We start from the raw sequence: 25,114 nt of genomic DNA, 5'->3' as shown, positions 1-25,114 counted from the left end.
ATGTTCACAGACCTTGCCGTTGGTCTGGGGTCGATACGGCCGGGTTCGTTTGTGGGTGATGTCGCCGAGGGCGGCTGCGAAGTCCTTGGACCGGTAGCAGGCGCCGTTGTCGGTCAGCACTCGTTGCACGGTGATCCCGACCGATTCGTAGTAGGCGTTGGCGCGGAGCCAGAACCCGGCGGCGGTCTCTTTGCGTTCGTCGCGGTGGAGCTCACTGAAGCCAAGGCGGGTTCGGTCATCGACGGCGGTGTGGATGTACCAGTAGCCCATCCCGCGCTTGCGGTCGCGGCGGCCCTTGGCGCGGCCGAGGGTCTTGTGCCCGCCGCCGTTGGGGATCCGGCCGAGCTTCTTGATGTCGACGTGGACCAGGTCGCCGGGTTGTGCCCACTCGTAGCGCTGCGGTGCTGGGCGCCCGCGTAGCCGGGCGCCGGTGGCCGGGTCGGTCCAGGCCACCGGTGGGCAGCCGTAGCGATGCAGGATCTTGGCGACCGTCGAGGAGGGCAAGCCGAGTCGGTAGCCGATGCGGACCGGCCCCCAGCGACGTGAGATCCGGAGCCCGACGACGCGGTGTTCGACCCGGAGGCTGGTGCGCTTGGGGCTGGAGTGTGGGCGGGAGGACCGGTCGACCATGCCGGCCGGGCCCTGGTCGCGGTAGCGCTGCGCCCACCGTTGCGCGGTGGTGACCGAGACGTTGAACCGCTCCGCGGCGCGGCGCAGCGGCCAGCGCTGGTCGACCACGCACCTCGCGAGCCTGAGGCGACCGGTTTCGGATAGGGGTGACATAGCGTGGGTCATGAAGGCCTCTTGGTGAGAGTGGTTGCTGTGGTAGCTCCACACCTCACCGGAGGCCTTCACCTATGTCGAGACCCCGCGTCACCAACGTCCGTGCTCAGAACAACTAGGGCGCCTTAGCGCCTACGCCGGGTGGTGCACCGAACTCGGGGAACCGGTCGACGGTGAAGTCGGCGAACTCGGCCTTCTCGAGCTGAGCGTCCTGCTCGAGCCGGTCAAGATGGCGAAGCCCGCCGCGATGCCCGAAGGCCTCGCGGATGCGCCACCACCGTCGCGACAGCAATCTCAACAGCACGATCACTCCGACGCCGACACCAATCAAACCGACGACACGTCGACGGGGACTTGGACGACCATCTGCCAAACCCACCATGACCTCGCTCTTCCTCCAGCTCGGCCCGCGGTGACCGCACTGACGCACACTAGATACTATCTCCAATAGTAGATGTCGGACGGACCACCCTCGGTTGCTCGGCCTCAATCAACAACGAAGGCGGTCAGGCCGGATCTCCGACCGCCGTCTCTCGGCGTTGGGCATCGCGCAGGCACGGTGATCACCAGTTCTTCCATGTGACGAAGACGAGCCCGTACCTCGGGACACGATGCAAGTCCAAAATTCTCAGCGCTGCCAACGCCGGATGGGCGAAGACCAATTCGGCGCCACCGTCGGCCAGGCTGGCGAGCTGTACGACAACGCCCTGGCCCTAGAGAGCTACAACGCCGAGGTCTCCGGCGACCAAGCGAGGGTGAGCTACACGTACCCCGCGTCCGCTATCAACCAAGACCGTGAGCCGTGGGTGCGAGAGAGCGAGTGGCGAGAAGACGACTGCTGAGGGGTACGCCCGCAAATGACCTGCGATCAGGCTCCTACAAACCGAGCAGCAATTGCACCTGCGAACCCACCGAGGATCGCACCTCCAAGGCCCGTGCCGATGGCTACCCACACGGCCAGGTGCTGAGCGCGGCCCGTCTCGTCCACCAAGCGCTGCACCTCAGCGTGCACGTCGCGGGTTGCCTGCTGGACCTTCACTGTGGCGTCTTGGATGCCTTCTAGCGTGCCGCCTGCGCTTCCAGCAGGGTGCGCTCCTCGCGCGCCGCATTGCGCGCCTGCTCGTGCGCACTCTTGGACGCCCACAATTGCTCACGAGCCAGGCGCTCGCTCATGCTGCCAAAGTCAGGCCCGTAGCCACTCAGCCCCGCAGGTTACGGCCCCCGGCTCGCCACTTGCCGGCGAACTCGCGCGGCGCGCCATCCGGAAGTCTGCGTCAGCAGATGCATAGCAAAAGGGCCGGCCGCCACATTGACGACCGACCTCTCCATGCTTCTTCTGATGCGATGAACTCGGTCGGGCTGACAGGATTTGAACCTGCGCGCCCTGGATTTTGGGCTGGCGAAAGGGCGCGAGTTGCATGAGTTCGGCGGGGTCAACGTCAGCCACCGGGGCTTCGAGCTGGTGATCGGTCATCCGGACCGGTTGAAGCCGGTGGAGGCCCATCGACGCCGTCGATGTTCGGAACCTCGGACCAAATTCAGGTCGCCAGGCTGGCTGAACAGACAGCCCTGCGCTTGCTCGTCCGGCCTGTGAGGACCACCATCCAGGACGTGCCCGACCCATCGCCATCACCGTCAGGCGCGCGCTAGGTTGTTACAAGCGTGGTACATCCCGCCATCAATCCTCGACGTTTGCGCAGGTCAGCATGGGTCAGTCAGTCAGTACTACGACATATAGTCACTTCTGGGGTAGAGCTCGAACTCAGTAAGTAGGGCGCTTGGACTTGGTCGGGGGTCCAGAGTTCGGTTGGTCGGTGTTGGCTCGCTGGCCAGTGGTGAGGTCTCGGGCACAATCGGAACGAAGTGTGAGTTATCCTCACCGGCGACGAGCCATTCCCCTACCCTTCAACGCCCGTCGATTCGTGGGAGACACCCACGGGTTTGGACTCCGGGGATCCCCGCTCGCGCAGGTAGATGCTGAAGACGACCATGGTCGCTACGGCGAGGAACTCCGATTGCCAGTTCTGGAACGTGCGGTTCCAGAAGTCTGGCGCCCGCAGGTACTGCGACCAGGTCAGGGGAGCCTGGAAGTCTTGGATCTGTTCGGCGTTGTAGGCGCTACGACCGGCGACGAACTGCGCGGACCAAGAGCCGAGGAACACAAGGCCCATGACCAGGCCCAGCGAGTGGGAGTAGAGACTCAGTCGCCATCCCCTCATGCGTGCCGGCGCTGGAGATCCGGCCGTGGCGTAGCTGCCGATCTTCTGCTCCTCGAAGGTCTTGCGGCCGCGCTGTTCGGGCTTCTTCGACTCCGGGGAGCCGATCTGGATGAGCCAGACTGTGAGCAGGACGTAGAGCAGGAACTGCAGGTACTCCGACTGCCAGTTCTCGGCCACGTCGACCGCGAACTGTGAAGAGGTGAGGTACTGCAGCAGGGTCAGGGTCGGGAGCTGCGCGTCTCGGGCCTGTTCGTTGTAGCCGGCCACGCCGGTCAGTGCTTGGCCGATCAGGGCGGCGAGTAACAAGCCCGTGAAGGCAAGGGTCAGGCTATGGTCGCGTAGCCACGCCCCAATGCGCCTCTCGACATTCGTCTCGATTTCCTTCTCGCCCTTCATCGGTGCAGAGCTCCCAAAAGAAAGCAGGCGGCCAGCCCAAGGGTGATGAAGACGAGGTAGCCGACGAAGAAGATGCGCATGTCACGGTCCCTTGATCGTGCAGGTGAACGGCCTGTCCAGACGGGGCGTGCATCCCGCTGCGGTCACCCGCCAGCCGTCATCGAACCTGGCAAGGAATACGACGTCCTTGTCGAGGCGCACGATGGCGTCCTTGCCGTAGACATCCACATCGGCGACCTGGGTGCCCACCGGCAGGTGCTGATCGGGGAGCGCCTTGTCGCACCTCCCAAAGCTCTGCTCCAGCTCGGCCAAGGTTCCGGGCGCTAGGAGGGCGCACGCGTGGACCGGTTTGGTTAGCGAACCTTCGAAGTCCAGGGCCGCCTGCGACGCGTTCCGGTTCTCCGCAGATCCCATCGGCGTACACCCCGCTCCGGCCAATGCGGCGACCGTCAGCGATAGCAGCACACCTCCCGAGTTGACCCACCTCATATGGGGAATCTAGCGCCCGGATTCGAGTTCGGCCGCGTAAAGCTTGGACACCCACCGCAGCAGAGCGGCGTCGATTCTCTGGCCACGCCGAACTGGGCATTCGCGCCGAGAAACTGCTGGCTGAGCGGTCGGGCGCCTCAGAAGCTGACTCGGCCCTCGAGTGGCCAGTCGCCTCCATCGCTCACGGCGCGGCGTCAGAGTGCGTAGGCGGTCCATTGCGCCTCCCCTGCCTCGTGGGCGGCTTCGCTGAAGGCGTTGAGCGCTTTGATGGTGGCGTCGACATGGGTCCGCGACATACGGCCGAGGACTTGTTTGACCTCGTTTCGGCGGTGCGTCCGAACGGTCTCCACGAGCGACCGTCCTGCAGAGGTCAGCGACACGTCCACCGCCCTGCCGTCGCGCGAGGACCGGTCACGCCCGACCAGTCCCAGCTTCTGGAGGCGGTCGCACAGGCGACTGGCGTTGGAGGCATTGACCTCGAGCTGTACGGCCAGCGCGCCGACGGTCTGGTCACCGCCGGTTGCGAGGAGGACAAGCAGTCGGTGTTGAACGAGGGTCACTTCGACCGGCGCGGCGTTGATGGATCGGACGGCGATTCCGAGTAGTGCGCGGCTGACGGTGATGAGGGCGTCGGCCAGGTCGTCCGTTTGGTCGCCCGTTCGGTTGTCGCGTGCCGGCGTGGGTGCCTGGAGTTGCTTGGCCACCTTGTGTCCCTTCGAAGCCCGTGCTTTGGTTGCTAGAGAGCATACATGCGATAGCGCATATTCTTCGAAGAGGTGGGTAGATGTCTCAGGTGCAGAACCACAGGTCATGGGACCGTGTCGCGAACGTCTTCGGTGAGTCGACTCCGCACCCGCGTGGAAGCGTGTGGCCGGCTCGTGTGGACCAGTACCTGGACGAGGGCCTCACCGACCGCGAAGTGGACCGGTGGGTCCAGTCCGCGTGCCTACTGTGCAGCAACGGGTGCGGCGCCGACATCGCAGTCAAGGACGGCCGGATGGTGGGCATCCGGGGTCGGGCAGGCGACACCGTCAGCCACGGACGGCTCGGTCCGAAGGGGCTCTACGGCAGCACGCCGTGGGCTTCGTTTCCGGACCGACTGACCCGTCCGCTCATCCGGGAAGCTGGCCGGCTGGTCGAGACCGACTGGGAGACCGCCATGGGTCGCATCGTGGAGGTGTCCAAGCGGCTGCTGAAGGAGAAGGGACCGCTGAGTCACGGCTTCTACACCTCCGGCCAGCTGTTCTTGGAGGAGTACTACACCCTCGCGGTGATCGGCAAGGCTGGGCTCGGGACCCCGCACATGGACGGCAACACCCGACTGTGCACCGCGACCAGTGCGGCGGCGTTCAAGGAGTCCTTCGGCGCGGACGGCCAGCCCGGCTCATACACCGACATCGAGCACTGCGACGCGATCTTCCTGTACGGCCACAACATGCCAGAGACCCAGACCGTGCTCTGGACCCGGATCTTGGACCGCTCCCGCGGCGATGACCCGCCCCGCATCGTCTGCGTCGACCCTCGCCGGACCGCCGTCGCCGAGGAGGCCGACCGCACCGGAGGTGTGCACCTCGCCCCACGGGTGGGCACCAACCTCGCGCTGATGAACGGGCTCACCCGCGAGCTCCTGGTGCACGATTGGATTGACCGCGCTTGGGTGGACGCGCACACGATCGGCCTCGACGACCTGCGCGAGACCGTGGATCCATACACCCCCGAGCACGTGGCCGAGGTCTGCGGCATCGACCCCGAGGACCTGCGCACCGCAGCTCGCATCTTCGGGGAGAGCGAGAACGTGCTCTCCACCGTCTTGCAGGGCTTCTACCAGTCTCACCAGGCCACCGCCGCGTCGGTGGCGGTGCACAACCTGCACTTGCTGCGGGGCATGATCGGGCGTCCCGGCCCCGCTACCTGCGCCGCCAGCTCGGTGGCCGCCGGGGTGTCGTAGCGCATCCGGTGGTACATCGGGTCGAAGCCGCCGAAGTCGTAGACGAGCTCGGTAGGCGTCGTGGCGCTGATGCTCAGAGGCGCCGACTCCCAGTGCGCCGAGACGATGAGGACCGCCTTCGGCCTCGGGAGGTCCCTGGCCCAGGTGTGCAGCTGGGTCATCCAGCCGGTCATCTCGAAGAGCATCGGGGCGCCGTGGCTGACGTAGAGGCTGGGCAGCGGCCCGTCCTCCGGCGTCCACAGCGCGTGCGGAGCGCGGCGCTCGGCCTCCGCCACCCTCCGCAGGTGCGCCGCGAATGGGTGCCCGGCCGGGATCCGGGCGTCGGCGAGGGCCGTGGTGCTAGATGACGGGACGGTGGTCATGAGCTGTTCCTCGAGGCTGTGATGGCGAGACGTGCGGGGTCGGGTACGAGGGGTCAGTCGACGAGGGCGAAGCCGCCGGTCCAGCTGATCTTCTCGGCAGCTGCCAGGGTGAGCTGCAGGAAGCCGAGCGCCTCGAGCTCGCGGGCCCGCTTGAGCGACCCGGCGTCGACCGCGCGGAGGCCGCCGGCCTTGACCGCGCTGATGAGCAGCGCCTTGGCCTCGGAATCATCGCCAGCCACGAGGACCGTCGTACCGAGGTCGCCGACTTGACCGACCTTGCCGGCGGTGAGCGTGCCCGCGAAGGTCGTGTTGAAGGCCTTGAGCACCCTCGACTGCGGGAGGGCCGCGGCGAGCTCGGCGGCAGCGGAGCCGTCGGCGGCGACGCGCAGCGAGTCGAAGGTCTCGAAGTCGAGCGGGTTGGTGATGTCCACGACGACCTTGCCGGCCAGCTGGTCGCCGCGGGCCGCGACGATCTCGGTCAGCGCGGCGTACGGCACGGCGAGGACGACGATGTCGCCGCTGACGGGCTTGTGGGCGTCGGTCTGGTCGAGCAGCTCGACGGTGCTGCCACCCGCGGTGAGGACGGACGCGATCGCCTGTCCCATGTTTCCGGTCCCGATGATGCTGACGTGTGCCATGACGAGCTCCCTCAGTGTGGGTCGTGCGCATTGATTGTTGCTACAACTAAGACCGTACACCGCTTTATTTGTATCTACAACTATTGCCCGGCACACTGGCTCCTGTGACCGATACCGACTGGCTCGACGACCGCGAGCGGGCCGCCTGGGTCCGCCTGGCCGCGGTACTCGAGGTGCTGCCCGGCGTCCTCGATTCCCAGCTCCGGCGCGACTCGGGGCTGACTCACTTCGAGTACTACGCGCTCGCGATGCTCTCCGAGTCCGGTCAGCACACCCTGCGGATGACCGAGCTCGCCGCGCAGACCAACGCCACCCTCCCCCGCCTCTCCCACGTCGTACGACGTCTCGAGGAACGTGGACTGGTCACCCGCTTCCCGTGCCCGGAGGACGCGCGCGCGACCAACGTCCGGCTGACCGAGGCCGGCTGTGCCACCGTCCAGGCGGCGGCACCGGGCCACGTGGCCACGGTGCGGGCGCGGGTGATCGACGCCCTCACTCCCGAGCAGGTCGACCAGCTCACCGCCATCGGCGACGCCGTGCTCGGCCGGCTCGACCCGTCGGGCTCGATGGCAGCCACCTACACCCGATACGACCAGCCGGCCACGTCCGGAGAGAGCGCGTGATCGTGCGCCCACTGTGCGCCTGCACGCCTTCTTCCCCGAGGCCGGCATCACGTGGGTGTAGACCCCGAGCGTGAAGCCGGGACCTACCGCGTCACCTGGGTGCCGGCGAGGCCGGCGATGACGGCCCCGGCGTCGGCGAGGGCGCCGATGGCGGCGCGCCTCCCGGTGTCGCTGACGAAGCGACGGGCGGCCTCGACCTTGGGGCCCATCGAGCCGGCGGGGAAGGTCGTCGCGTCGAGCTCCTCGGCCAGCTCGCGGGACCGAGGTACCGGGCGACACCGGTCCCCGACCGCCGGGACCTTCTTCCCTGGTGGGTGACGGACCCCGTCGGCAGGGTGGGAGCGGAGGCGCGAGGCCTCCGTCGACGAAAGGGAGTGCGACATGCTCGTGCGAGAGATCATGACCGCGGGCCCGGCGACCACGACCCCGCAGGCCACCACCAAGGCCGCGCTGCGTCAGCTCGCCGAGCGCGGCATCACGGCACTGCCCGTCGTCGACCGGCACGGACGCCTGTGCGGCATCGTCAGCGAGGCCGACCTCATCCAGGATCTCGTCGTCCGCGACCCGCGAGCCCAGGAGCGGCCCATCACGATCGACCCCGTCTACCCGCCGAAGACGGTCGAGGACGTCTACACCCGGGCACCCGTGACGGTCGCCGCCGAGGACGACGTGTCGGTCGCCGTCGACCTGATGACGGCCACCGGCGCCAAGAGCCTCCCGGTCGTCGACGACGACTGGACCGTCGTCGGCATCCTCAGCCGCAGCGACGTCATCAGGACCCTGGCCCGCGACGACGCGGAGATCGCCGCCGACATCGATCGGGTGCTGGCGTCGGTCGGGCACGAGGACTGGCTGGTCGAGGTCGTCGACGGCGTCGTGTCCGTCACCGGGCCCGCCGCTGTCGGCGAGTCCGCGATCGCCACGGTGGTCGCGCAGACCGTGCCCGGCGTCGTGCACGTCAAGGTGGCCGCCGACTGACGCCGAGCTCAGAGCGACGGCGGCCGGGTGGCGCCGTTGCGTGCCGCGAGGTCCGCGGTCTCGGTGGCCGCGCGGTCCTCACGCCGCAGGAACGCGCCGAGGTCGCCGCTGCGTGTTCCGGTCCGCCCGACCGACCGTCGATCACTCGACAGGCAGCTCGCGGTGGGTGACCGGGATCTTGCGCGGCGCGAGCGCCGCGGTGCCGGCCGGCATGGAGACCGTCAGGACTCCGTCGTGGTACTCCGCCGTGACGTCCTCGGCGCGGGTCCCCTCGGGCAGCGGGAGGATCCGCTCGAAGCTGCCGTACCGGATCTCGGTGCGGTGCTCGGCGTGCTCCTCGGAACGGCGCTGGCCGTGCAGCCGCAGGGTGCCGCCGTCGACGGTCAGCTCGATGTCCTTCTCGGGGTCGATGCCGGGGAGGTCGGCGCGGATGACGCGACGCTCACCCTCCGTCCACTCCTCGACGCGCACCTCCGGTGCGGCGACAGCGGTCCCCATCCAGGTCATCAGCTCGTTGACCAGCGACTGGCCGTTGCACTGAAGTGTGGTGCTCATCATCGGTGCTCCTTCCTTCTCGTCCACCTCCATCAGAGCGCGCCGATGCGCGCCGGCACAGAGGAGAACGTCCCGTTCCCGAGATGGCCGGAGTCACCGGATCGCCGGGATCAGACCGGTTCGGGGGTCCACTCGTACTCGGGCTCGTAGCTCGGCGTCTCCCGGTCCACGAAGGCGTCCGGACCGGCGAAGAACAGCGACAGCTCACCGGTGTCGGTCCACCGGATGACGTAGGGCGGCGTGCCGTCGTCGTGGTCGACCTCCAGGACTTCGGCGAACCGGTCGGTGTGGTCGAGCCGCGGGGCGCGGACCACGATCCGGTCACCCTTGCGTGCATACATCGGTGCTTCCTCTCATCGTGAAGTCCTAGCGCTCCTGCGGTTCGCGGGCGACGGCACGCCGGGCCCAGGCGTCGAAACCCCCCGGGTCGCGCCGCTGGATCTCGTCGAGCAGCTGCGCTCGCTCCTGCACCAGGCGCAGGACCGTCGCCGGCGGGCAGCCGCGCCGCCGGATCTCGTCCTGCGAAGTCCGCCACCGCCGGGCGAGGTCGCGGTCGGAGAGGCACTCGGCGCGGTCGACCGGACGCACCGGCCGCCTGCTGGGCACGGTACTGAGAGCCGCCTCCACCAGGACCGGGGTGCCGGCTCCGACGGCCACCAGCACCAGCAGCGCCCACACGTCGAGTAGCGCCGGCAGCCCGACGATCAGAACCGCAACCACCGCGAACCAGCCCCCGCACGTGAGCGACAGCCTCAGTCGGTGCTCCATCGGCTCCGTCCAGGTGAGCCCGAAGACCACGCCGAGGCAGGTGAGGGTCACGACGGCCCCCAGCAGCGGCGCGGCGCCGACCCCGACCCATCCGGCGACCGCGGACACGGTCACGAGAAGGGCCAGGGTCCAGGTCCAGGCGGCGCGGTACGTTCTCATGTGTCCACGCTCCATCGCCCGCCGCCGCGGTCGACAGGGCCGAAGGTGCCCTGTCGCCGGGACCTCCGGCTCCGCCGGTCGGACGGCACCCACCGTGGTGACGGAGCCGTCCGACCGGGACCGCAGGGCCGAAGGGCCCTACGCAGCCCGCCGGGAGACGATGAACGTGGTGTCCATGAGCGTCGACACCAGCGGCCACTCCGGACCGGGTGCGTCCGGGCACCTGATGCTCGATCCGATCCAGGCGGTGCTGGTCGCCGTGGGCAGCGACACCGACGGCCTCAGCTCGGCGGAGGCGGCCCGACGGCTCGCCGAGACGGGACCGAACACCCTCAGCGCGCCCCCGCGCGCATCGTTCCTCGCCGCGCTCGGGCGCCAGCTCGCCCACCCGCTCGCCCTGCTGCTCTGGGTCGCCGCGGGCCTGGCACTCGCGGTCGTGCCCGCGGCCTTCGCCTACCGGTTGCCCGCGGGGCCGCCGGCCGCCGACCTCGCTCCCCTCCTCTGCGGCGGGATCATCGGCTACCGTGCGCTGCTGCGCGCCCAGGTTCCCCCGGCCGGCACCCTGGTGCCCGTCGCGCTCGAAGCGCTGGGTCACGGTGGGGCGCTGGCACTCGCGGGCATCCACATGTCCGACGTGCCGCCGCTGGACTACCAGCGCCACCTCTTCCTCGAGCGCGACCTGCGCACCGTCACCTCGAACACCCGCCGCGACGGCGAGGAGCTGCTGGCGCTGGCCGAGCGGCTCGGCGTGCGCACCCACGTCACGACGTACGGTTTCGACCAGGTCGACCTCGCGCTGCGGGACCTCGCGGCCGGCCGGCTCAGCGGGTCCGCCGTCGTCGCGACGGGCTGACCGAGCGGGTCATCTCCGCCGCAGGGCCAGGGCGACACCCGGGATCGCGCTCAACGCCAGCAGCGCGGCCGCATGCACGGGCGAGATCGCCACCGTGCCCAGGAGCCGCTGCAGGGGCGACCACACGACGGCCGCGACCTGGAACAGACCGGCCAGGACGACCGCCCCCTCGAGGCCGCGCGACCTCCACGCCGGCCCGGACCGCGGCGCGCGCAGCGCGAGCGCCACGCCGAGCTGGGCCAGCCCCAGGCTCAGGAACACCCAGGTCTGCACCGCGTCCGCGTCCGGGCAGGTGAGTCCCGCGACGACGGCCACCGCAGCGATGAGAGCGCCGGTGGCGAGGATCTGGGTCACCAGGCCCCGGCCGAGGACGGACCGCTCCGGCGGCGGCGACGGCCGGCGCATGTCGTCGGGGTCCATCGGCTCGCCTCCGAAGGCGACACCGGGCAGGCCGTGGGTGACCATGTTGATCCACAGGATCTGGGCCGGGCCCAGCGGCAGCGCCATCCCGACGAACGGTCCGACCACGAGGACCAGCACCTCGGCGAGACCTCCGGACAGCCCGTAGCGCAGGAACCGGCGGATGTTGGCGTAGATGCGCCGGCCCTCACCCACCGCGACGACCACGGTGCGCAGGTCGTCGTCGGCGAGCACCAGGTCCGCGGCCTGTCGCGCGACCTCGGTGCCACGCTCCCCCATGGCGATCCCGATGTCGGCGCGGCGCAGCGCCGGCGCGTCGTTGACCCCGTCCCCCGTCATGGCGACCACGTCACCCCGGCGCTGCCACGCGGCCACGATGTCGACCTTGTTCTCGGGCTGGGTCCGGGCGTACACCCCGATCCGGTCGACCCGGTCGAGGTGCTCGCCCCGGCGCACCTGGTCGCCGTCGGCGACCTCGGGTCCCTCCCGGGTGATCGTCAGCTCCTCCGCGATCGCGCGCGCGGTCGCCGGGTGGTCGCCGGTGATCATCACGGTCCGGATGCCCGCGGCGCGACAGGCCTCGACGACCTCGCGGGCGGTCTCGCGGGCGGGATCGGACAGCGCCGCCAGCCCGCGCAGCACCAGGCCGCTGTTGAGCTCACCGGCGCCCGGGCTGACGTCGTACGACGCGTCCGCGACCGCCAGGACCCGGAAGCCGCGCGCCGCCAGCTCCCCGGCTATCCGCCGGGCCTCGTCCGCGCCGGACGGGTCGGCGAGCCGGTCGAGCACGGCCTCCGGTGCTCCCTTGCAGACCACCAGCCAGGAGTCCGCGCCCCGGTGCACCGTCGTCATCTGCTTGGTGCCGCTGTCGAACGGGACCTCGTCCACCCGGGGCCACGCCCCCCGGGACCCGAGCACCGAGCCGTCGTGCTTCGTGGCCGCGACGAGGAGCGAGGCCTCCATCGGGTCGCCGATGACCGCCCACTCACCGGCCTGCGGCCCGTCGATGCGCGCGTCGTTGCAGAGCACCAGGTCCCGCATCATCAGGTCCAGGGTGGCCGGGTCGGCCGTCCCGAGCAGCTCGCCGTCCGCGCCGTACCCGCGCCCGGTCACGAGCCAGGAGCCGTCCGGGGTCCAGAGCTCCTGGACCACCATCCGTCCCTCGGTCAGCGTGCCGGTCTTGTCGGAGGCCAGGACGGTGACCGAACCGAGGGTCTCGACCGCCGGCAGCCGGCGGACCAGCGCCGAGTGGCGAGCCATCCGGTAGGCGCCCAGGGCGAGGGCGATCGACACGACGGCCGGCAGGGACTCGGGGATCGCCGCCACGGCCAGGCTCACGGCGAGGATCACCATGTCGTCGAGCGGCTCTCCGCGCAGCAGCCCCAGCCCGAGGACCAGGGCCGCCAGCGCCAGGGTGAGGACCACCAGCTGGCGCGAGAGGCGCGCCAGCCGCACCTGGAGTGGCGTGGGCCGGATGCCCGTGGCCAGGAGACTGGTCGCGATCCGGCCCAGGCCGCTGTCGGCGCCGGTCCGGGTCACGACCGCGCCGCCGCGGCCGCGGGTGACGACGGTGCCGCCCAGGACCGGCTCACCGATGCCGCGCCCCACCGGCACCGACTCCCCTGTCATCGCCGACTCGTCGACCTGCAGCCCGGCCGCCGCCGTGAGCTCGCCGTCGGCCGCGACGATGTCCCCCGCCTCCAGGCGAAGCAGGTCGCCGGGGACGACGTCGGCTCCGGACACCCGGACCAGGCGACCGTCTCGACGGACGGTCGCCTGCGGCGCGGACAGCTCGTCGAGCGCGGCCAGCGCGGTGGCGGCCCGCATTTCCTGGACCACCCCGATCGCGGTGTTGAGGACCACGACCGCGGCGATGATGCCCGCGTCGGTGACGTCACCCAGCACCGTGACGACGACGGCCGCGGCGATCAGCAGCAGGATCGTCGGGTCCCGCAGCTGGCCCACGACGCGGCTGACGAAGCTGCGCGGGCGAGCCCGGGGAGGCAGGTTGGGGCCGAACTCGCGCAGCCGGGATTCCGCGTCGGCGCTGCTCAGCCCCGCCGGATCGGCGGGGCCCGCAGTCATTTGCTCAGCGATCCGGCCTGCTCGAGCACGAGACCCGGGACGGCGTCCACGACGACCTTCGGCGGCACCACCCGGACGGGGCACTGGGCCGTGCGCAGTAGCGCGCGGGCCGTGCCGCCGAGGTGGACGGCCGCGGGGATGCCGTGGGAGCGACGCACGATGACGAGCACGTCGGCGTCCGCGGACGCCTCGACCAGCGCGGTCACCGGGCGACCGTGGACGATCCTCGTCTCGACCTCGACGTCGGAATAGGTCCGACGCCACTCCTCGGTCAGGAGGTCCATCTCGTCGGTGGCCCGTCGGCTCCAGTCGTCGAGGTCGACGCGGGCCTCGATGATGTCGTCGTAGCCGCTGGGCAGCTTCCAGGCGTGCAGCACGACGAGCCGGGCGCCGCGCGCCGCAGCCACGGCGAACGCGTCACCCAGCAGCTCGGTCGCGTGGGTCGGCGACTTCACGCCGACGAGGACGACGCCGCGGGCGGGCTCCGGGCGCCAGCCTGCGGGCACGGAGAGCACGGGGCAGCTCGCGGTCGCGGCCACACCCGTCGCGGTGTTGCCGAGCACCAGCCGCTCCAGCAGGGGGCGGTCGTCGCGGCCGACGACGAGGAGGGCCGCTCCCTCGGCCGCCTCGGCGAGGCGCTTGGCCCGGGGGCCGCGCAGCAGCTGGCTGCCGGCCTCGAGCTCGGGGTGGATCTCCCGGAGCTCCTTCAGGGCGCCGCGCAGGACCTCACCCCCGATCTCGGCGAAGTCGTTGGGCGTGACCGGCATCATCGGGGAGATCGCGACGTAGTCGGGGACGACGTGCGCCAGGGAGACCTCGACGCCGAGACGTCGCGCCTCGCTGACACCGAGGCGCAGGGCGCTCTCGTCCGTGGGTGAACCGTTGACCCCGATGACGACGGGACCGGTGCTGGCGCTCATGTCATGCCTCCTCGATGGTGGTGGTGGACGGCGGTACGGGATCGACCACCATGACCGGGCACGTGCCGAGACGCAGGACTGCGCGCACGACGGAGCCGAGGTGGGGTCCGAGCGGGATCGCGTGGCGGTGGCGGCCGACGACGAGCAGGGCGACCTGCTGCGTCTCGTCCACGAGGGCCTGGCCGGCGCGGGCGTGCCGGGCCACGACCTCGGTCTCGACGTCGGGGTACTCGGCGAGCAACGGAGCCAGGTCGGCGGTCATCGCCTGCACCTGCTCGGCGTCGTGCCGAGCGACACCCTCGGCGTCGAAGATCAGGTCGTCGTAGACGTCGCTGTAGTGCCAGGCGTGCAGCAGGCGCAGCGTCGCGCCGCGCAGGTGCGCCTCCTCCAGTGCCGCCCGGACGATCTCGTGGGACCCGCCGGGTTCGTGGACCGCGGCGGTCACCGTCTGGCGATCGGAGCTCTCGCTCCAGCCCGCGGGGACCGCCACGACCGGGACCGGCGAGAGCGCCGCGACCGGGTTGGTGGTCGACAGCGTGGGCACCAGGCCCCGCTGCCCCATCCGCTGGTGCTGCAGGACGACGAGTCCCGCGTGCTGGGCGATGTCGGCCAGGACCCGGGTGACGGGACCGTGGGCGAGCTCGGTGCTCACCGGCAGCTCCTCACCCAGCTCGTGCTCGAGCGCCAGGGCCGCGTGGTCCAGCGCCTTGCGGCCGAACTTGCGTACGGCGCGCTCCTCGACGGTGAGCGGGACGCCGTCGGGTGAGATGAGGACCGGGTGGAGCACGTGCACGAGGTGGACGCCGGCACCCCGTCGCCGCGCCTCGGCGGCTGCGAACCCGAGCGCGGCCTGGACGTCCTCGTCGCCGGTGACGCCGACCAGGATCTTGCGGGGCGTGGTCTCGAGCATGGTGACCTCCTCGGCCAGGGCTTCTGTCTCCAGACTCGCCCGGCCCCCGTACGACCGACAGGGACCTTGGTCACCACGACCGCGGACCGGCGACCCGTGCGTCCACCTCCACTCCCCGGGAGTGTGGAGGGAGGACGATCGAGGAGGACCGACATGAGTGGCAACGTGAGCGCCGAGAAGGAACTGCAGGCACTCGTGGTCTACGAGTCGATGTTCGGCTGCACCGAGCAGGTGGCCCGTGCCGTGGCCGAGGGCCTCCGCATCGAGGGCGTCGCGGTGACGCTCACCGACGTGCGCGACGCCGCACCCGCCGACGAGTCGGAGTTCGACCTGCTCGTCGTGGGTGCCCCGACCCATGCATTCTCGCTGAGTCGTCCGTCCACCCGGGCCGACGCGGTGCGCCAGGGCGCAGAGCCTGAAGTCGCCACCACCGGGGTGCGCGAGTGGCTCGCCGCGATGGGCGCGGCGTCCGGTGCGCCGGACCGCCTCGCCGCGGTCTTCGACACCCGGGTCACCAAGGTGCGGCGGCTGCCCAAGGCCGCGGGCACCCGCGCGGCCCATGTGCTCACCCGCCACGGCTACGACCTGGTCTCGCGCCCGACCCCGTTCCTGGTGGAGGACCTCAAGGGACCGCTCGTGACCGGCGAGCTCCACCACGCCGTCACCTGGGGCCGGGTCGTCGCGCTCGCCGCGCGGCAGCGCCTCCACCCCACTCCTGCTCCGGTCCGCTGAGGGGTGCGTCATGCATGAGCTCCTCGTCCTCGGCGGCGGGACCGCCGGGACCATGGTCGCCAACAAGCTCCGTCGCCGCCTCGAGCCCGACCTCTGGTGCATCACCGTCGTCGACCAGGACGACGAGCACCACTACCAGCCTGGCTACCTCCAGGTCCCCTTCGGCACGGCGGACCCGGCCGACGTCACCCGCTCCCGTCATGCCCAGATCGCCGACGGCGTGCGGTTCGTGACCGGAACGATCGACGTCGTGGACGCCGAGCGTCGCGAGGTGCGCCTCACCGACGGCACCGTGCTGGCCTACGAGCAGCTCGTCATCGCCACCGGGACGTCGCCCCGCCCGGACGCGACGCCCGGCCTGACCGGCGAGCTGTGGCAACACAGCATCCACGAGTTCTACACGCTCGCGGGAGCCACCCGTCTCCGGGAGGCGCTCGGACGCTTCGGCCGCGGTCGGCTGGTCGTCCACATCACCGAGATGCCGATCAAGTGCCCGGTCGCGCCGCTCGAGTTCACGTTCCTCGCCGAGGCGTGGTTCCGCGGACGCGGTCAGCGCGACGCCGTCGAGATCACCTACGTCACCCCGCTCTCGGGCGCCTTCACCCGGCCGATCGCAGCCGAGCGTCTGGGGCACCTGCTCGACGAGCGCAAGATCCACGTCGAGACCGACTTCGTGGTGGAGCACGTCGACGACGAGCTCTCCGCCCTCGTGTCGTACGACGGGCGCACGATCCCCTTCGACCTGCTGGTGACCGTGCCGCTCAACATGGGAGCGGACTTCGTGGCCCGGTCCGGCCTGGGTGACGACCTCAACTACGTGCCGGTCGACCCGGAGACGTTCCTGGCCCGCGGCCACGACGACATCTTCGCGATCGGCGACGCCAGCGACATCCCGACCTCCAAGGCGGGGTCGGTCGCCCACTTCGCCGTCGACGTCTTCGTCGACAACTTCCTCGAGCACATCGCCGGACGCCCGATGACCCACGCGTTCGACGGGCACGCCAACTGCTTCGTCGAGAGCGGCGACGGCAAGGCGCTGCTCATCGACTTCAACTACGAGGTCGAGCCGTTGCCCGGCCGCTTCCCGCTCCCGTTCCTCGGACCGATGACGCTCCTCGAGGAGACGCGCATCAACCACCTCGGGAAGCAGGCGTTCCCGTGGATCTACTGGAACGTCCTCCTGCCGGGCCGGCCTCTCCCGTTGCCGGCGGCGATGAGCATGGCCGGCAAGCACGCCCCGCACCCCACGGACCCTGAGGAGGAGTGATGACGACGACCACCATCGGCGGCCACGTGCTGACCGTCGACCAGGAGGGCTTCCTGACCGACCCGAGCGAGTGGGACGACGACGTCGCCGTCGCGCTCGCCGAGCAGATCGGGGTGGTGCTCGACACCGAGCACCGGGAGATCCTGAGATTCCTGCGCGCGGAGCACGCACGCACCGGCGAGACGCCGACGCTGCGGCGTGTCAGCACCGGGATGTCGATCCCGGTCAAGCGGCTCTTCGAGCTGTTCCCCGTCAAGCCCGCCAAGAAGATGGCGTACGTCGCCGGGCTGCCGAAGCCCCGCGGCTGCGTGTGAGGAGACCACCATGACCACCGACCTGTCCCCCGAGACCCCCCTGGTGCCGTCGTTCGGGACCGCGGAAACGGGCCGCAAGCTCGCCATCATCTGCTCGAAGGGCAGCCTCGACATGGCCTACCCGGGCCTGGTCCTGGCCAACGCCGCCCTCGGGGAGGGCGTCGAGGTGCACCTCTTCTTCACGTTCTGGGGCTTCGACATGATCAACCCCCGGCACATGGACAGCCTGAAGTTCACCCCGCTCGGCAACCCGGCGACCCACCTGCCGCAGGGGCTCGGCGGCGTGCCCGGCATGACCGCCCTGGCCACCCACCAGCTGCGCAAGGCCATCGCGGACCTCGACGTGCCCGACGTACCGGACTTCCTCGAGCAGATCATCGCCTCCGGCGGTCACCTGTGGGCGTGCCGCATGTCCGCGGACATGCAGCACCTCACCGAGGCCGACCTCTACGAGGGTGTGGAGGGGATCATCAGCGCCTCCGACTTCATCGAGAAGACCGAGGGCGCCCAGCTGCTCTTCATCTGATCGTCAGCGCGCGGGGACCGACCAGCGCACCGTCGTGCCGGAGCCGGCCTCCGAGGACACCACGCACTCCCCGCCCAGGCGCTCGGCCCGCTCGCGCATGTTCGAGAGCCCGCTCTCCGCGACCCGGGCCGGCAGACCGCGGCCGTTGTCACTCACGGTGAGGGTGATGTGCGCACCCGCACTCAGCAGGACGGTGACGGCGCTGGCCTCGGCGTGCCGCGAGGCGTTCGACAGCGCCTCGGCCAGCACCGCGAGCACGTCGGGTGCGATCTCCGGACCGATGAGTGTGCGGATCGGGCCCTCGAAGGTCAGGCTGGGCCGGAACTTCAACGTGCCGGCGGCCCGGTCCACCATGCGGGTCACCTCGGCCTGGATGTCGGCGGTGTCGCCCATCGCCCCGAGCGCGAAGATGGACCGGCGGATGTCCTTGATGGTCGCATCGAGGTCGTCGACCGCGGCGTCGAGGCGGCTCGTCACCTCGGGCCTGTCGACCATGCGGGCCGTGCTCTGGAGCCCGAGACCGATGGCGAACAGCCGTTGGATCACCAGGTCGTGCAGGTCGCGGCCGATCCGGTCCCGGTCCTCGAAGACGGCGAGCCGCTGCTGGTCCTCCCGGCTCCGGACGATCTGCAGGGCGAGCGCCGCCTGCTCGGCGAAGCTCGCCGGCATCGCGGTGTCGACCGCGTGGAAGCGCGCGATGTTGCCGGGGGTCCAGGCGAGGGCGAGCACGCCCTCGATCCCGGATTCGCTCCGCAGGGGCACGACGACGGCCGGCCCGAGACTCGGCCAGCCGAGGAGTGCCGACAGGTCCAGCGCACGGGGGTCGCTCGTCAGGTCCTCCACCGAGACCGGTGCACCGGAGCGCACCACGTCGCTCGCCAGGGACCGCTCGAGGTCCAGCCCCGCCATGAGCTCGGCGTCGGCCGGCGCTCCCGACACCACGCGCAGGCGGAGAGCGTCCGCGTCCGTGCCCGCCACGATCCACGCGGCGTCGGCCTCCGCCACCTCGCGGGCGCGGTCGGCGACGAGCTGGAGAGGGTCGGACGCCCGGGCGGGGCCGGACAGCATGCCGGTGATCTCCGCGGTGGCGGCCAGCCAGCTCTCCCGCCGGGTCGCCTGCTCGGCGAGCCGAGCGTTCTCGATCGCCACGCCGGCGGCCGCGGCCAGGGCGACCACGATCTCCTCGTCCTGCTCCGTGAAGTCACCGCCGCCTGCCTTCTCCGTCAGGTACAGGTTGCCGAAGACCGTGTCCCTGATCCGCACCGGTACGCCGAGGAAGGAGCTCATCGGCGGGTGGTTGTCCGGGAAGCCGTAGGACGCCGGGTGCTCGGCGATGTCGTGCAGTCGGAGCGGTTCGGGCCGTTCGATGATCAGACCCAGCAGCCCGTGCCCGGTGGGCAGGTCGCCGATCTCGCGTACCTGGGCTGGGGAGAGCCCGTGGGTGACGAACATCCGGAGACCCGGTTCGGGACCCGCGCCGAGGACACCCAGGGCGGCGTACCGGGCGTCGACGAGGTCCCCTGCGATCTCGACGATCCGCGCGAGCAGCCCGTCGAGGGACAGGTCGGCGGCCATGGTGACGACCGCGTCGAGGAGGAGCCGCCACCGCGCCTGCTCGTCGAGGACGCCGTGCACCCGGCCGAGGAGCTCGCGCAGGAGCTCGTCGAGCCCCGACGCAGCGAGGGCCTCGCCGGCCTGCGGAGGAGGCACCGGCGGCCCGGCGTGACGGGGACCCTCGGCCGTCATCTGCCCTCCCTGTCGCGTCGTGGCGCCATCTGCGACTACCACCATGGCATCTGTCGGGCGCCGACGGGGCGATGAGGTCAAAGGTCCTCCTCTCCAGGGGCCGGTGTGTACTGGTGACAGGCGGGCGCCGGGGTCACGATGAGACGGACCCGAGGAGGCATCATGAACAACACCCGTGGACCCGCCGTCCGACTGGCCGAGCTGCCCGCCTTCGACTGCTGGCACCTCATCGAGTCGGTCGAGATCAGCCGGGTCGCCTGGAACGGACCCCGAGGTGTCTCCGTCGTCCCGGTGAACCACGTCGTGTCGGACGGCGCACTCTGGTTCCGCACGACCCCCTACTCCGCCCTGGCCCTCGAGTGCCGCGGCCAGTGGGTGGCCGCGGAGGTCGACAGCGTCGACCCGACGACGCGCACCGGCTGGAGCGTGGTGGTGCGGGGGGTGGCCGAGCTGGTCGACGCCGAGGACGTCCCCGAGCATCTGGCCGACTTCCGGGTCTGGCCGGCCGGCACCCGCAACGTGTTCGTCCGTGTCGACCCGGTCGAGGTGACCGGCCGCAAGCTGGTCGCACCCCACGAGGGCTGACCCGACAACTCAGGCGTCCAGGTGCTTGGTGGCGAAGATCGCCGCCTGGGTCCTGCTCTCGAGACCGAGCTTGGCCAGCATCGAGGACACGTAGTTCTTGACGGTCTTCTCGGCCAGGAACAGCGTCGTCGCGATCTGCCGGTTGGTCATGCCGTCGGCGATCAGCTCGAGGATCCGCAGCTCCTGCGCGGTGAGCTGCTCCAACGACGGGTCCGTCTTCGGCCCGCTGCGCAGCCGTTCGAGGACCTGGGCGGTGACGGCGGGGTCGAGCATCGACTGACCGGCCGCGACCCGGCGCACCGTGTCGATGAAGTCGGTGCCCCGCACCTGCTTGAGGATGTAGCCGGCGGCGCCGGCCATGATCGCCGAGAACAGCGCCTCGTCGTCGTCGTACGACGTGAGGATCACCGCGGCGATCTCGGGGTCCACGGAGCGGATCTCCCGGCAGACGTCGATCCCCGAGCCGTCGGGCAGGCGCCCGTCCAGGATCGCGACGTCGGGCTTGAGCGCCGGGATCCGCCGGGCGGCCTCCTCGGCCAGGCCGGACTCGCCGATCACCACGATGTCACCCTCCGACTCGAGGAGCTCCTTGATGCCTCGACGCACGATCTCGTGGTCGTCGAGCAGGTAGACCTTGATGCGCGTGGTGGCACGGGGTTCGTCCGACATGACCCCAATCTAGGGCGCCGCTGCCGGTCCGTCGGGCTCCGATGGACCCGCCTTCGCGGGACCTTGGTCCCTCGACCGCGACCGGCGACCGGCCGGGACCTGATCGGGACCGTCTCGGGACCTCTGGCCCTACGGCCCACCGCTCCGGCACTGCAGCGTTGATGCATCCCGAGGAGGTGGGGTCATGAGCGCGAGGCCCGGGCCGGCGACACTGCGCCGGATCGTCGAGCTCGCCTGTCGCGCCCCGAGCGTCCACAACACGCAGCCCTGGCTCTGGCGGGTGACGGGAAGCCGGCTCGACCTGTACGCCGACCCCACGCGTCAGCTGGTCGTCGCCGACCGCGACGGCCGGAACCTGACGATCAGCTGCGGCGCCGCCCTCCACCACGCCCAGGTCGCCGCGGGCGCCCTCGGCCTCCAGGCGTACGTGCGCCGGCTGCCGGTGGCGGGCAACCCGCGCCACCTGGCCTCGCTCGAGCTGACGCCACGCCGCCGGTCCTCGCACGCCGAGGCCGAGCTCCGCGCCCTGGAACGACGCAGCACCGACCGCCGCCGGTTCACGGCGTGGCCGATGACCGAGGAGCGGCTCACCGCCCTGGCCGGCTCCGCCTCCACCTGGGCCGTCCACGTCACCCCGGTCACCGACGTCGCCACACGGGTGCGCCTCGAGCTCTTGGTCAGCCGGGCGATGGCGCTCCAGGACGCGGACCCGCGGCTCACGGCGGAGCAGCAGCGCTGGATCGACCACAGCCCGGTCGACGGGATCCCATCGTCCGCGGTCCGTTCGGGCTGCGGTCGCCGGCTCCGAGCGTCCCGCTTCGACCACCCGGTCCCGGCCGAGCCGGAGGAGCCGATGCAGAGCACCGACGGGGTGCTGCTGCTCAGCACCGACGCGGACGACCCGGCGGCCTGGCTGCGCACGGGCGAGGCTCTCAGCGCCTTGTGGCTGCGCGCGACCACCGAGGGGCTGTCGGTCGTCCCCCTGAGCCAGGTGGTCGAGGTCGCGGAGACTCGGTCCGTGCTGCACCACGACCTCCTCGGGGGTCGGGTGGTGCCCCAGGCCCTGCTCCGGATCGGCTGGCAGGAGATCGGCCGCAGCGAGTTCCCGCGCACGCCCCGCCGCCCGGTCGACGACGTCATCCTGCGCTGACGCACGGGCCCTGGTGGGCCCTAGGTCCGTGCGTCGCAGGCCGTCCGTCCGTACCGCGACGGGAGTCCGGTGCCGACAGTGGACTCATGGAGACCACACCCCTTCCGACCGGCGGCATCGTCGTCGGCGTCGACGGCTCCGAGTCCGCCGACCGCGCTCTGGCCTGGGCCGCTCAGGAAGCCGCCCTCGACCACCGGCCCCTCGTCCTCGTGCACGCCCTCGGCACCCTGGGCACGCCGGGCACCGTCTGGCTCACGGAGGCGGACGAGCTCGTCCAGGAGATGCGCGAGCACGGTGGGAAGCTCCTCGCCGACGCGGCGCAGGACGTCACCCGGCGCCATCCCACGGTGGACGTGCACACCTGCGTCGTGACCCAGGACGCCCGGCAGGCCCTGCTCCACCTCGCCGACGACGCCCAGATGATCGTCATCGGGTCGCGGGGCCGGGGTCCGATCCGCAGCCTGGTGCTCGGGTCGGTCAGTGCCGCGGTCGCCCGACACGCGAGCTGCCCGGTCGTGGTCGTCCGTCCCCACCACCCGGGCACGGTGCGTCGCGGGGTCCTCGTCGGTGCCGACGGGACCGCCGGCTCGATCCCGACACTGGACTTCGCCTACCGCCAGGCATCGATCCGCGGCCTGCCGCTGACGGTCATGCACTGCGTGTGGGACGTGATCGCCGCGTCGACCACCGCCCAGGTGGTCCCACCCGGTGAGCCCAGCACGGAGGATGCTCGCCTCCTGCTCGCGGAGTCGGTCGCGGGGATGACCGAGAAGTACCCCGACGTGTACGTGACCGTGGAGGTCGGCCGAGGGCTGCCCGAGCGGTGCCTGGGGGCGGCGTCCGAGCAGATGGACCTCGTCGTCGTCGGTCGCCGGCACTCCGGGGCACTCTCCCGTGCGTTGTTCGGCGACGTCGCCCACCATCTCGTCGAGCACGCTCGCACCGTGGTCGCCCTCGTCCCCGAGACCTCGTGACCTCGTGACCGACGAACCCACCTCCCCCGTCCTCGCAGGAGTCGACATGATCATGTCCGAGCACGTCACCGGGTCCATCGTCGTCGGCGTCGACGGGTCCGCCTCGTCGGACGCGGCTCTCGACTGGGCGGCGAGCCAGGCCGCGGCCGAGGGCCTCCCCCTGATCCTGCTGACCGCCGTCTCGACGCCGGCGCCCCGGTCCGCCGCCTGGCTGACGGCTCACGGCATCGACGAGCGCCGGCTGCGCGTCCAGCTCAAGGAGGAGGCTCGCGCGCTCCTGCGTCGGTGTGACCGGCGGGTGCACGAGACCCACCCCGACCTCGTCGTCGAGCACGACGTCCGCTGCGAGGACGCACGCGACGCCCTGCTCGACGCGGACGCCGGCCTGCTGGTCGTCGGGACCCGGGGTCTCGGCTCCGTGTCCCGGCTGCTCCTCGGCTCCGTCGCCAGCACCGTCGTCAAGCACGGCACCAGCCCGACCGTCGTCGTGCGGTCCGACGGCCCGTCCGGGACGGGTGGCGGCGTGGTGGTCGGGATCGCCGGTGACGCCGGAGACACCGCCGCGGTCGACCTGGCGTTCCGCATCGCGTCCGCCCGCGGCCTCACGCTCACCGCGTTCCACAGCTTCTGGGACGTCGTCGGCGCCGACGAGGAGCGTGACATCGCGCGCGACGAGCCCGGGTACGACGACCAGTGGGAGCTGGTGGCCGGCGCGGTGGCCTCGGCGGCGGCTCGGCACCCCGACGTGCCGGTGCGCCACCGGCTGTCGCGGGGGTTCGCCGACGAGCGGCTGCTCCGGGCGTCGCGGGGCGCCGACCTGCTGGTCGTAGGGCACCGCCGCAAGCCGTTCCTCAGCGAGCTGGTCTACGGCTCGGTGGCTCCGCACCTGGTCGAGCACGCGCACTGCTCGGTCGCCGTCGTGCCCTACCGGGAGCAGGTCTCGCCGGCCGAGGACTGAGTCCGCGCTACCGTGACCGGGACCGGCCGCCCGCCACCACGTCGAGCAGCCGCAGCTCGTCCTCGGAGACGGACGTGGACGCGGCGGCCGACGTGGTCATGCGGTGCCCCGCCTCATGCGAGCTGGGCGGGGCGCCGGTCCGCGCGCCGGACGTGGTGGGCGTGCCGGGGTGCGGCCAGCAGCACCGGGCAGGCGGCCTCGCGCAGGACCGACCGGGCCACCGGGCCCAGCTGCGAGCCCCGCGGCAGCAGCGGGTCGTGTCGGCCGAGCACCAGCAGCGCGGCGTCGTACGACGCCTCGATGAGCGCTTCGCCGGGCCGGGCGTTGCGGACGTGCACCTCGACGGGCACGTCCTCGTAGGCGACCAGCAGCGGGGCCAGCGCGCGGTCGATGCCGGCACGGAAGGTCTCGGGCCACGTGGGGTCGGTGACGTGGGTGAGGGCGCCCTGGCCGGCGCCGGGCGGGCGCCACCATGTGCTCACGACGGTCAGCCTGGCCTGCCGGGCACGAGCGGCGGCGAAGGCCTCGAGCAGCACCTCGGCGCTGTCGGCGGCATCGTCGACACCGACCACCACGTGGGGGGACCCCGTGGGGTCCTCCCAGCCGTCCGGGACCGAGACGACCGGGGCGTGGACCCGGGCGGCGACGCCGCCGGTCACCGAGCGCACGTAGGGGTGGGTCCGCCGGGACTCCGGGCTCCGCCCGACGACGACGAGCGGTGCGCTCCCCGCAGCGGACACGACCGCGTCGACGGCCGGCGCCTGCACGAGCGCCGAGGTCACCGGCACCAGGTCGGTGACCAGTGCCGAGACACTGGCGACGGCCGTCTCCAGGACGGCGGCTCCCTGCCGCTCCAGCTCGCGGACGTCGGCGGCGCGCAGCAGGTCGACGGCGTGCAGCACGTGCAGGCCGCGCCCCTGTCGCAGTGCTTCGACCGCGGCGTACTCGAGGGCGGTGGCCGAGCCTCCGCGACCGACTGCGACCACGACGGGTGGGGGCATGGATTCCATGACGTCTCCGTTCTGTTGTCTCCACCGTCGGGCACCACGGCCCCGCGACCTAGGGACCAACGGCCCCGGTCCGGGGG

At 71.3% G+C, this 25,114-nt stretch carries 29 protein-coding genes; 12 read left to right on the top strand and 17 right to left on the bottom strand.

The window, feature by feature from the left end; genetic code table 11:
- The 5 genes from PD653B2_RS15760 to PD653B2_RS15735 all read right to left on the bottom strand — a co-directional run.
- On the bottom strand, positions 1-795 hold a 795-nt coding region (locus PD653B2_RS15760), incomplete at its 3' end, for an IS481 family transposase (RefSeq protein ID WP_133058931.1).
- A gap of 103 nt (positions 796-898) precedes the next feature.
- Positions 899-1,093 (bottom strand): hypothetical protein, encoded by a 195-nt coding sequence (locus tag PD653B2_RS15755; RefSeq protein ID WP_085873339.1) that lies wholly within the window; start codon positions 1,091-1,093, stop codon positions 899-901.
- Between the two features lie 1,588 nt (positions 1,094-2,681).
- A complete protein-coding gene (locus PD653B2_RS15745) occupies positions 2,682-3,398 on the bottom strand; it encodes a DUF6766 family protein (protein ID WP_085873337.1) in 717 nt (238 codons plus the stop codon).
- An 81-nt stretch (positions 3,399-3,479) separates the two neighbouring features.
- On the bottom strand, positions 3,480-3,887 hold the full coding sequence (locus PD653B2_RS15740) for a hypothetical protein (RefSeq protein WP_133058930.1): 408 nt from the start codon (positions 3,885-3,887) through the stop codon (positions 3,480-3,482).
- 194 nt (positions 3,888-4,081) lie between these two features.
- Entirely contained in the window at positions 4,082-4,591 is a 510-nt protein-coding gene (locus PD653B2_RS15735; protein WP_165763499.1) for a MarR family winged helix-turn-helix transcriptional regulator, read from the bottom strand.
- A gap of 176 nt (positions 4,592-4,767) precedes the next feature.
- Here PD653B2_RS15735 and PD653B2_RS15730 point away from each other — a divergent pair, with 176 nt between their 5' ends.
- Positions 4,768-5,835 carry a molybdopterin-dependent oxidoreductase gene (locus tag PD653B2_RS15730; protein ID WP_242665301.1) on the top strand — a complete coding sequence of 356 codons (1,068 nt, stop codon included), beginning with the start codon at positions 4,768-4,770 and terminating at the stop codon, positions 5,833-5,835.
- Here PD653B2_RS15730 and PD653B2_RS15725 read toward each other — a convergent pair.
- The gene (locus PD653B2_RS15725; RefSeq protein ID WP_123061247.1) at positions 5,718-6,197 is read right to left on the bottom strand and encodes a dioxygenase; all 480 of its coding nucleotides are present in this window, start codon (positions 6,195-6,197) and stop codon (positions 5,718-5,720) included. The genes PD653B2_RS15730 and PD653B2_RS15725 overlap by 118 nt on opposite strands.
- A 53-nt stretch (positions 6,198-6,250) precedes the next feature.
- The gene (locus PD653B2_RS15720; RefSeq protein WP_085873335.1) at positions 6,251-6,835 is read right to left on the bottom strand and encodes an NADPH-dependent F420 reductase; all 585 of its coding nucleotides are present in this window, start codon (positions 6,833-6,835) and stop codon (positions 6,251-6,253) included.
- A gap of 104 nt (positions 6,836-6,939) precedes the next feature.
- Here PD653B2_RS15720 and PD653B2_RS15715 point away from each other — a divergent pair, with 104 nt between their 5' ends.
- Positions 6,940-7,458 (top strand): MarR family winged helix-turn-helix transcriptional regulator, encoded by a 519-nt coding sequence (locus PD653B2_RS15715; protein WP_085873334.1) that lies wholly within the window; start codon positions 6,940-6,942, stop codon positions 7,456-7,458.
- Between the two features lie 83 nt (positions 7,459-7,541).
- Here the strand turns inward: PD653B2_RS15715 and PD653B2_RS25360 are convergent, their stop codons facing one another.
- The gene (locus PD653B2_RS25360) at positions 7,542-7,841 is read right to left on the bottom strand and encodes a hypothetical protein (protein ID WP_085873333.1); all 300 of its coding nucleotides are present in this window, start codon (positions 7,839-7,841) and stop codon (positions 7,542-7,544) included.
- Here PD653B2_RS25360 and PD653B2_RS15705 point away from each other — a divergent pair.
- Positions 7,840-8,436 (top strand): HPP family protein, encoded by a 597-nt coding sequence (locus PD653B2_RS15705; RefSeq protein WP_085873332.1) that lies wholly within the window; start codon positions 7,840-7,842, stop codon positions 8,434-8,436. The two genes, PD653B2_RS25360 and PD653B2_RS15705, sit on opposite strands and share 2 nt — an antisense overlap.
- A 141-nt stretch (positions 8,437-8,577) precedes the next feature.
- On the opposite strand, the gene PD653B2_RS15700 is transcribed toward PD653B2_RS15705, so the two are convergent.
- The 3 genes from PD653B2_RS15700 to PD653B2_RS15690 form a co-directional block, all read right to left on the bottom strand.
- Positions 8,578-8,991, bottom strand: coding sequence for an Hsp20/alpha crystallin family protein (locus PD653B2_RS15700; protein ID WP_165763498.1), 414 nt, complete (start codon positions 8,989-8,991; stop codon positions 8,578-8,580).
- A 110-nt stretch (positions 8,992-9,101) separates the two neighbouring features.
- Positions 9,102-9,332 (bottom strand): DUF1918 domain-containing protein, encoded by a 231-nt coding sequence (locus tag PD653B2_RS15695; protein WP_085873330.1) that lies wholly within the window; start codon positions 9,330-9,332, stop codon positions 9,102-9,104.
- A gap of 25 nt (positions 9,333-9,357) precedes the next feature.
- Complete coding sequence (locus tag PD653B2_RS15690) at positions 9,358-9,918, bottom strand: hypothetical protein (RefSeq protein ID WP_085873329.1); 561 nt, start codon at positions 9,916-9,918, stop codon at positions 9,358-9,360.
- Positions 9,919-10,093: 175 nt separating this feature from the next.
- Here PD653B2_RS15690 and PD653B2_RS15685 point away from each other — a divergent pair, with 175 nt between their 5' ends.
- Complete coding sequence (locus PD653B2_RS15685; protein WP_165763497.1) at positions 10,094-10,771, top strand: cation-transporting P-type ATPase; 678 nt, start codon at positions 10,094-10,096, stop codon at positions 10,769-10,771.
- Positions 10,772-10,780: 9 nt separating this feature from the next.
- On the opposite strand, the gene PD653B2_RS15680 is transcribed toward PD653B2_RS15685, so the two are convergent.
- From PD653B2_RS15680 to PD653B2_RS15670, 3 genes are read right to left on the bottom strand one after another with little or no spacing between them, the layout of a single operon-like run.
- Positions 10,781-13,276: a cation-translocating P-type ATPase gene (locus PD653B2_RS15680; protein WP_085873327.1), complete on the bottom strand. Its 2,496-nt coding sequence runs from the start codon at positions 13,274-13,276 to the stop codon at positions 10,781-10,783.
- On the bottom strand, positions 13,273-14,196 hold the full coding sequence (locus PD653B2_RS15675) for a universal stress protein (RefSeq protein ID WP_085873326.1): 924 nt from the start codon (positions 14,194-14,196) through the stop codon (positions 13,273-13,275). The genes PD653B2_RS15680 and PD653B2_RS15675 overlap by 4 nt, the downstream gene beginning before the upstream one ends.
- Before the next feature lies 1 nt (position 14,197).
- Positions 14,198-15,106, bottom strand: a complete 909-nt coding sequence (locus tag PD653B2_RS15670) for a universal stress protein (protein ID WP_085873325.1) — start codon at positions 15,104-15,106, stop codon at positions 14,198-14,200.
- Positions 15,107-15,259: 153 nt separating this feature from the next.
- Here PD653B2_RS15670 and PD653B2_RS15665 point away from each other — a divergent pair, with 153 nt between their 5' ends.
- Genes PD653B2_RS15665 through PD653B2_RS15650 form a run of 4 tightly spaced genes read left to right on the top strand, consistent with a single transcriptional unit; the run spans position 15,260 to position 17,945 of the window.
- Entirely contained in the window at positions 15,260-15,838 is a 579-nt protein-coding gene (locus PD653B2_RS15665; RefSeq protein WP_207559314.1) for a flavodoxin family protein, read from the top strand.
- Between the two features lie 10 nt (positions 15,839-15,848).
- Positions 15,849-17,105 carry a type III sulfide quinone reductase, selenoprotein subtype gene (gene sqr / locus PD653B2_RS15660; RefSeq protein WP_085873324.1) on the top strand — a complete coding sequence of 419 codons (1,257 nt, stop codon included), beginning with the start codon at positions 15,849-15,851 and terminating at the stop codon, positions 17,103-17,105.
- Positions 17,105-17,419 (top strand): TusE/DsrC/DsvC family sulfur relay protein, encoded by a 315-nt coding sequence (locus tag PD653B2_RS15655; RefSeq protein WP_085873323.1) that lies wholly within the window; start codon positions 17,105-17,107, stop codon positions 17,417-17,419. The genes sqr and PD653B2_RS15655 overlap by 1 nt, the downstream gene beginning before the upstream one ends.
- 10 nt (positions 17,420-17,429) lie before the next feature.
- Entirely contained in the window at positions 17,430-17,945 is a 516-nt protein-coding gene (locus PD653B2_RS15650) for a DsrE/DsrF/DrsH-like family protein (protein ID WP_085873322.1), read from the top strand.
- A 3-nt stretch (positions 17,946-17,948) separates the two neighbouring features.
- On the opposite strand, the gene PD653B2_RS15645 is transcribed toward PD653B2_RS15650, so the two are convergent.
- Complete coding sequence (locus PD653B2_RS15645) at positions 17,949-19,691, bottom strand: GAF domain-containing protein (protein WP_085873321.1); 1,743 nt, start codon at positions 19,689-19,691, stop codon at positions 17,949-17,951.
- Between the two features lie 162 nt (positions 19,692-19,853).
- On the opposite strand from PD653B2_RS15645, the gene PD653B2_RS15640 reads away from it, so the two are divergent.
- Positions 19,854-20,276: a pyridoxamine 5'-phosphate oxidase family protein gene (locus tag PD653B2_RS15640; protein ID WP_165763496.1), complete on the top strand. Its 423-nt coding sequence runs from the start codon at positions 19,854-19,856 to the stop codon at positions 20,274-20,276.
- Positions 20,277-20,285: 9 nt separating this feature from the next.
- Here PD653B2_RS15640 and PD653B2_RS15635 read toward each other — a convergent pair whose 3' ends face one another.
- Positions 20,286-20,945 (bottom strand): response regulator, encoded by a 660-nt coding sequence (locus PD653B2_RS15635; RefSeq protein ID WP_085873319.1) that lies wholly within the window; start codon positions 20,943-20,945, stop codon positions 20,286-20,288.
- Between the two features lie 184 nt (positions 20,946-21,129).
- Between PD653B2_RS15635 and PD653B2_RS25065 the strand changes: the two genes are divergently transcribed.
- The 3 genes from PD653B2_RS25065 (at position 21,130) to PD653B2_RS15620 (ending at position 24,027) form a co-directional block, all read left to right on the top strand.
- Positions 21,130-22,095 (top strand): Acg family FMN-binding oxidoreductase, encoded by a 966-nt coding sequence (locus tag PD653B2_RS25065; protein WP_085873318.1) that lies wholly within the window; start codon positions 21,130-21,132, stop codon positions 22,093-22,095.
- An 86-nt stretch (positions 22,096-22,181) separates the two neighbouring features.
- Positions 22,182-23,069: a universal stress protein gene (locus PD653B2_RS24280; protein ID WP_089503986.1), complete on the top strand. Its 888-nt coding sequence runs from the start codon at positions 22,182-22,184 to the stop codon at positions 23,067-23,069.
- A gap of 4 nt (positions 23,070-23,073) precedes the next feature.
- On the top strand, positions 23,074-24,027 hold the full coding sequence (locus tag PD653B2_RS15620) for a universal stress protein (protein ID WP_085894200.1): 954 nt from the start codon (positions 23,074-23,076) through the stop codon (positions 24,025-24,027).
- Between the two features lie 113 nt (positions 24,028-24,140).
- Here the strand turns inward: PD653B2_RS15620 and PD653B2_RS15615 are convergent, their stop codons facing one another.
- Positions 24,141-25,037 carry a universal stress protein gene (locus tag PD653B2_RS15615; protein WP_085873316.1) on the bottom strand — a complete coding sequence of 299 codons (897 nt, stop codon included), beginning with the start codon at positions 25,035-25,037 and terminating at the stop codon, positions 24,141-24,143.
- Positions 25,038-25,114 lie beyond the last annotated feature (77 nt).

The sequence above is a fragment of the Nocardioides sp. PD653-B2 genome (assembly GCF_002117935.1).
Taxonomy (GTDB): Bacteria; Actinomycetota; Actinomycetes; order Propionibacteriales; family Nocardioidaceae; genus Nocardioides.
Note: the sequence above shows the minus strand (reverse complement) of the source record. Positions and strands in the feature narration are given on the sequence as shown.

Coding starts and splice junctions, on each gene's coding strand:
- PD653B2_RS24280 (WP_089503986.1), top strand. CDS start 22,182: ATGGAGACCACACCCCTTCCGACCGGCGGCATCGTCGTCGGCGTCGAC.
- PD653B2_RS15700 (WP_165763498.1), bottom strand. CDS start 8,991: ATGAGCACCACACTTCAGTGCAACGGCCAGTCGCTGGTCAACGAGCTG.
- PD653B2_RS15740 (WP_133058930.1), bottom strand. CDS start 3,887: ATGAGGTGGGTCAACTCGGGAGGTGTGCTGCTATCGCTGACGGTCGCC.
- PD653B2_RS15690 (WP_085873329.1), bottom strand. CDS start 9,918: ATGAGAACGTACCGCGCCGCCTGGACCTGGACCCTGGCCCTTCTCGTG.
- PD653B2_RS15675 (WP_085873326.1), bottom strand. CDS start 14,196: ATGAGCGCCAGCACCGGTCCCGTCGTCATCGGGGTCAACGGTTCACCC.
- PD653B2_RS25065 (WP_085873318.1), top strand. CDS start 21,130: ATGAGCGCGAGGCCCGGGCCGGCGACACTGCGCCGGATCGTCGAGCTC.
- PD653B2_RS15640 (WP_165763496.1), top strand. CDS start 19,854: ATGAACAACACCCGTGGACCCGCCGTCCGACTGGCCGAGCTGCCCGCC.
- PD653B2_RS15635 (WP_085873319.1), bottom strand. CDS start 20,945: ATGTCGGACGAACCCCGTGCCACCACGCGCATCAAGGTCTACCTGCTC.
- PD653B2_RS15695 (WP_085873330.1), bottom strand. CDS start 9,332: ATGTATGCACGCAAGGGTGACCGGATCGTGGTCCGCGCCCCGCGGCTC.
- PD653B2_RS15720 (WP_085873335.1), bottom strand. CDS start 6,835: ATGGCACACGTCAGCATCATCGGGACCGGAAACATGGGACAGGCGATC.
- PD653B2_RS15725 (WP_123061247.1), bottom strand. CDS start 6,197: ATGACCACCGTCCCGTCATCTAGCACCACGGCCCTCGCCGACGCCCGG.
- PD653B2_RS15670 (WP_085873325.1), bottom strand. CDS start 15,106: ATGCTCGAGACCACGCCCCGCAAGATCCTGGTCGGCGTCACCGGCGAC.
- PD653B2_RS25360 (WP_085873333.1), bottom strand. CDS start 7,841: ATGTCGCACTCCCTTTCGTCGACGGAGGCCTCGCGCCTCCGCTCCCAC.
- PD653B2_RS15650 (WP_085873322.1), top strand. CDS start 17,430: ATGACCACCGACCTGTCCCCCGAGACCCCCCTGGTGCCGTCGTTCGGG.
- PD653B2_RS15655 (WP_085873323.1), top strand. CDS start 17,105: ATGACGACGACCACCATCGGCGGCCACGTGCTGACCGTCGACCAGGAG.
- PD653B2_RS15685 (WP_165763497.1), top strand. CDS start 10,094: ATGAGCGTCGACACCAGCGGCCACTCCGGACCGGGTGCGTCCGGGCAC.
- PD653B2_RS15665 (WP_207559314.1), top strand. CDS start 15,260: ATGAGTGGCAACGTGAGCGCCGAGAAGGAACTGCAGGCACTCGTGGTC.
- sqr (WP_085873324.1), top strand. CDS start 15,849: ATGCATGAGCTCCTCGTCCTCGGCGGCGGGACCGCCGGGACCATGGTC.
- PD653B2_RS15615 (WP_085873316.1), bottom strand. CDS start 25,037: ATGGAATCCATGCCCCCACCCGTCGTGGTCGCAGTCGGTCGCGGAGGC.
- PD653B2_RS15680 (WP_085873327.1), bottom strand. CDS start 13,276: ATGACTGCGGGCCCCGCCGATCCGGCGGGGCTGAGCAGCGCCGACGCG.
- PD653B2_RS15645 (WP_085873321.1), bottom strand. CDS start 19,691: ATGACGGCCGAGGGTCCCCGTCACGCCGGGCCGCCGGTGCCTCCTCCG.
- PD653B2_RS15745 (WP_085873337.1), bottom strand. CDS start 3,398: ATGAAGGGCGAGAAGGAAATCGAGACGAATGTCGAGAGGCGCATTGGG.
- PD653B2_RS15705 (WP_085873332.1), top strand. CDS start 7,840: ATGCTCGTGCGAGAGATCATGACCGCGGGCCCGGCGACCACGACCCCG.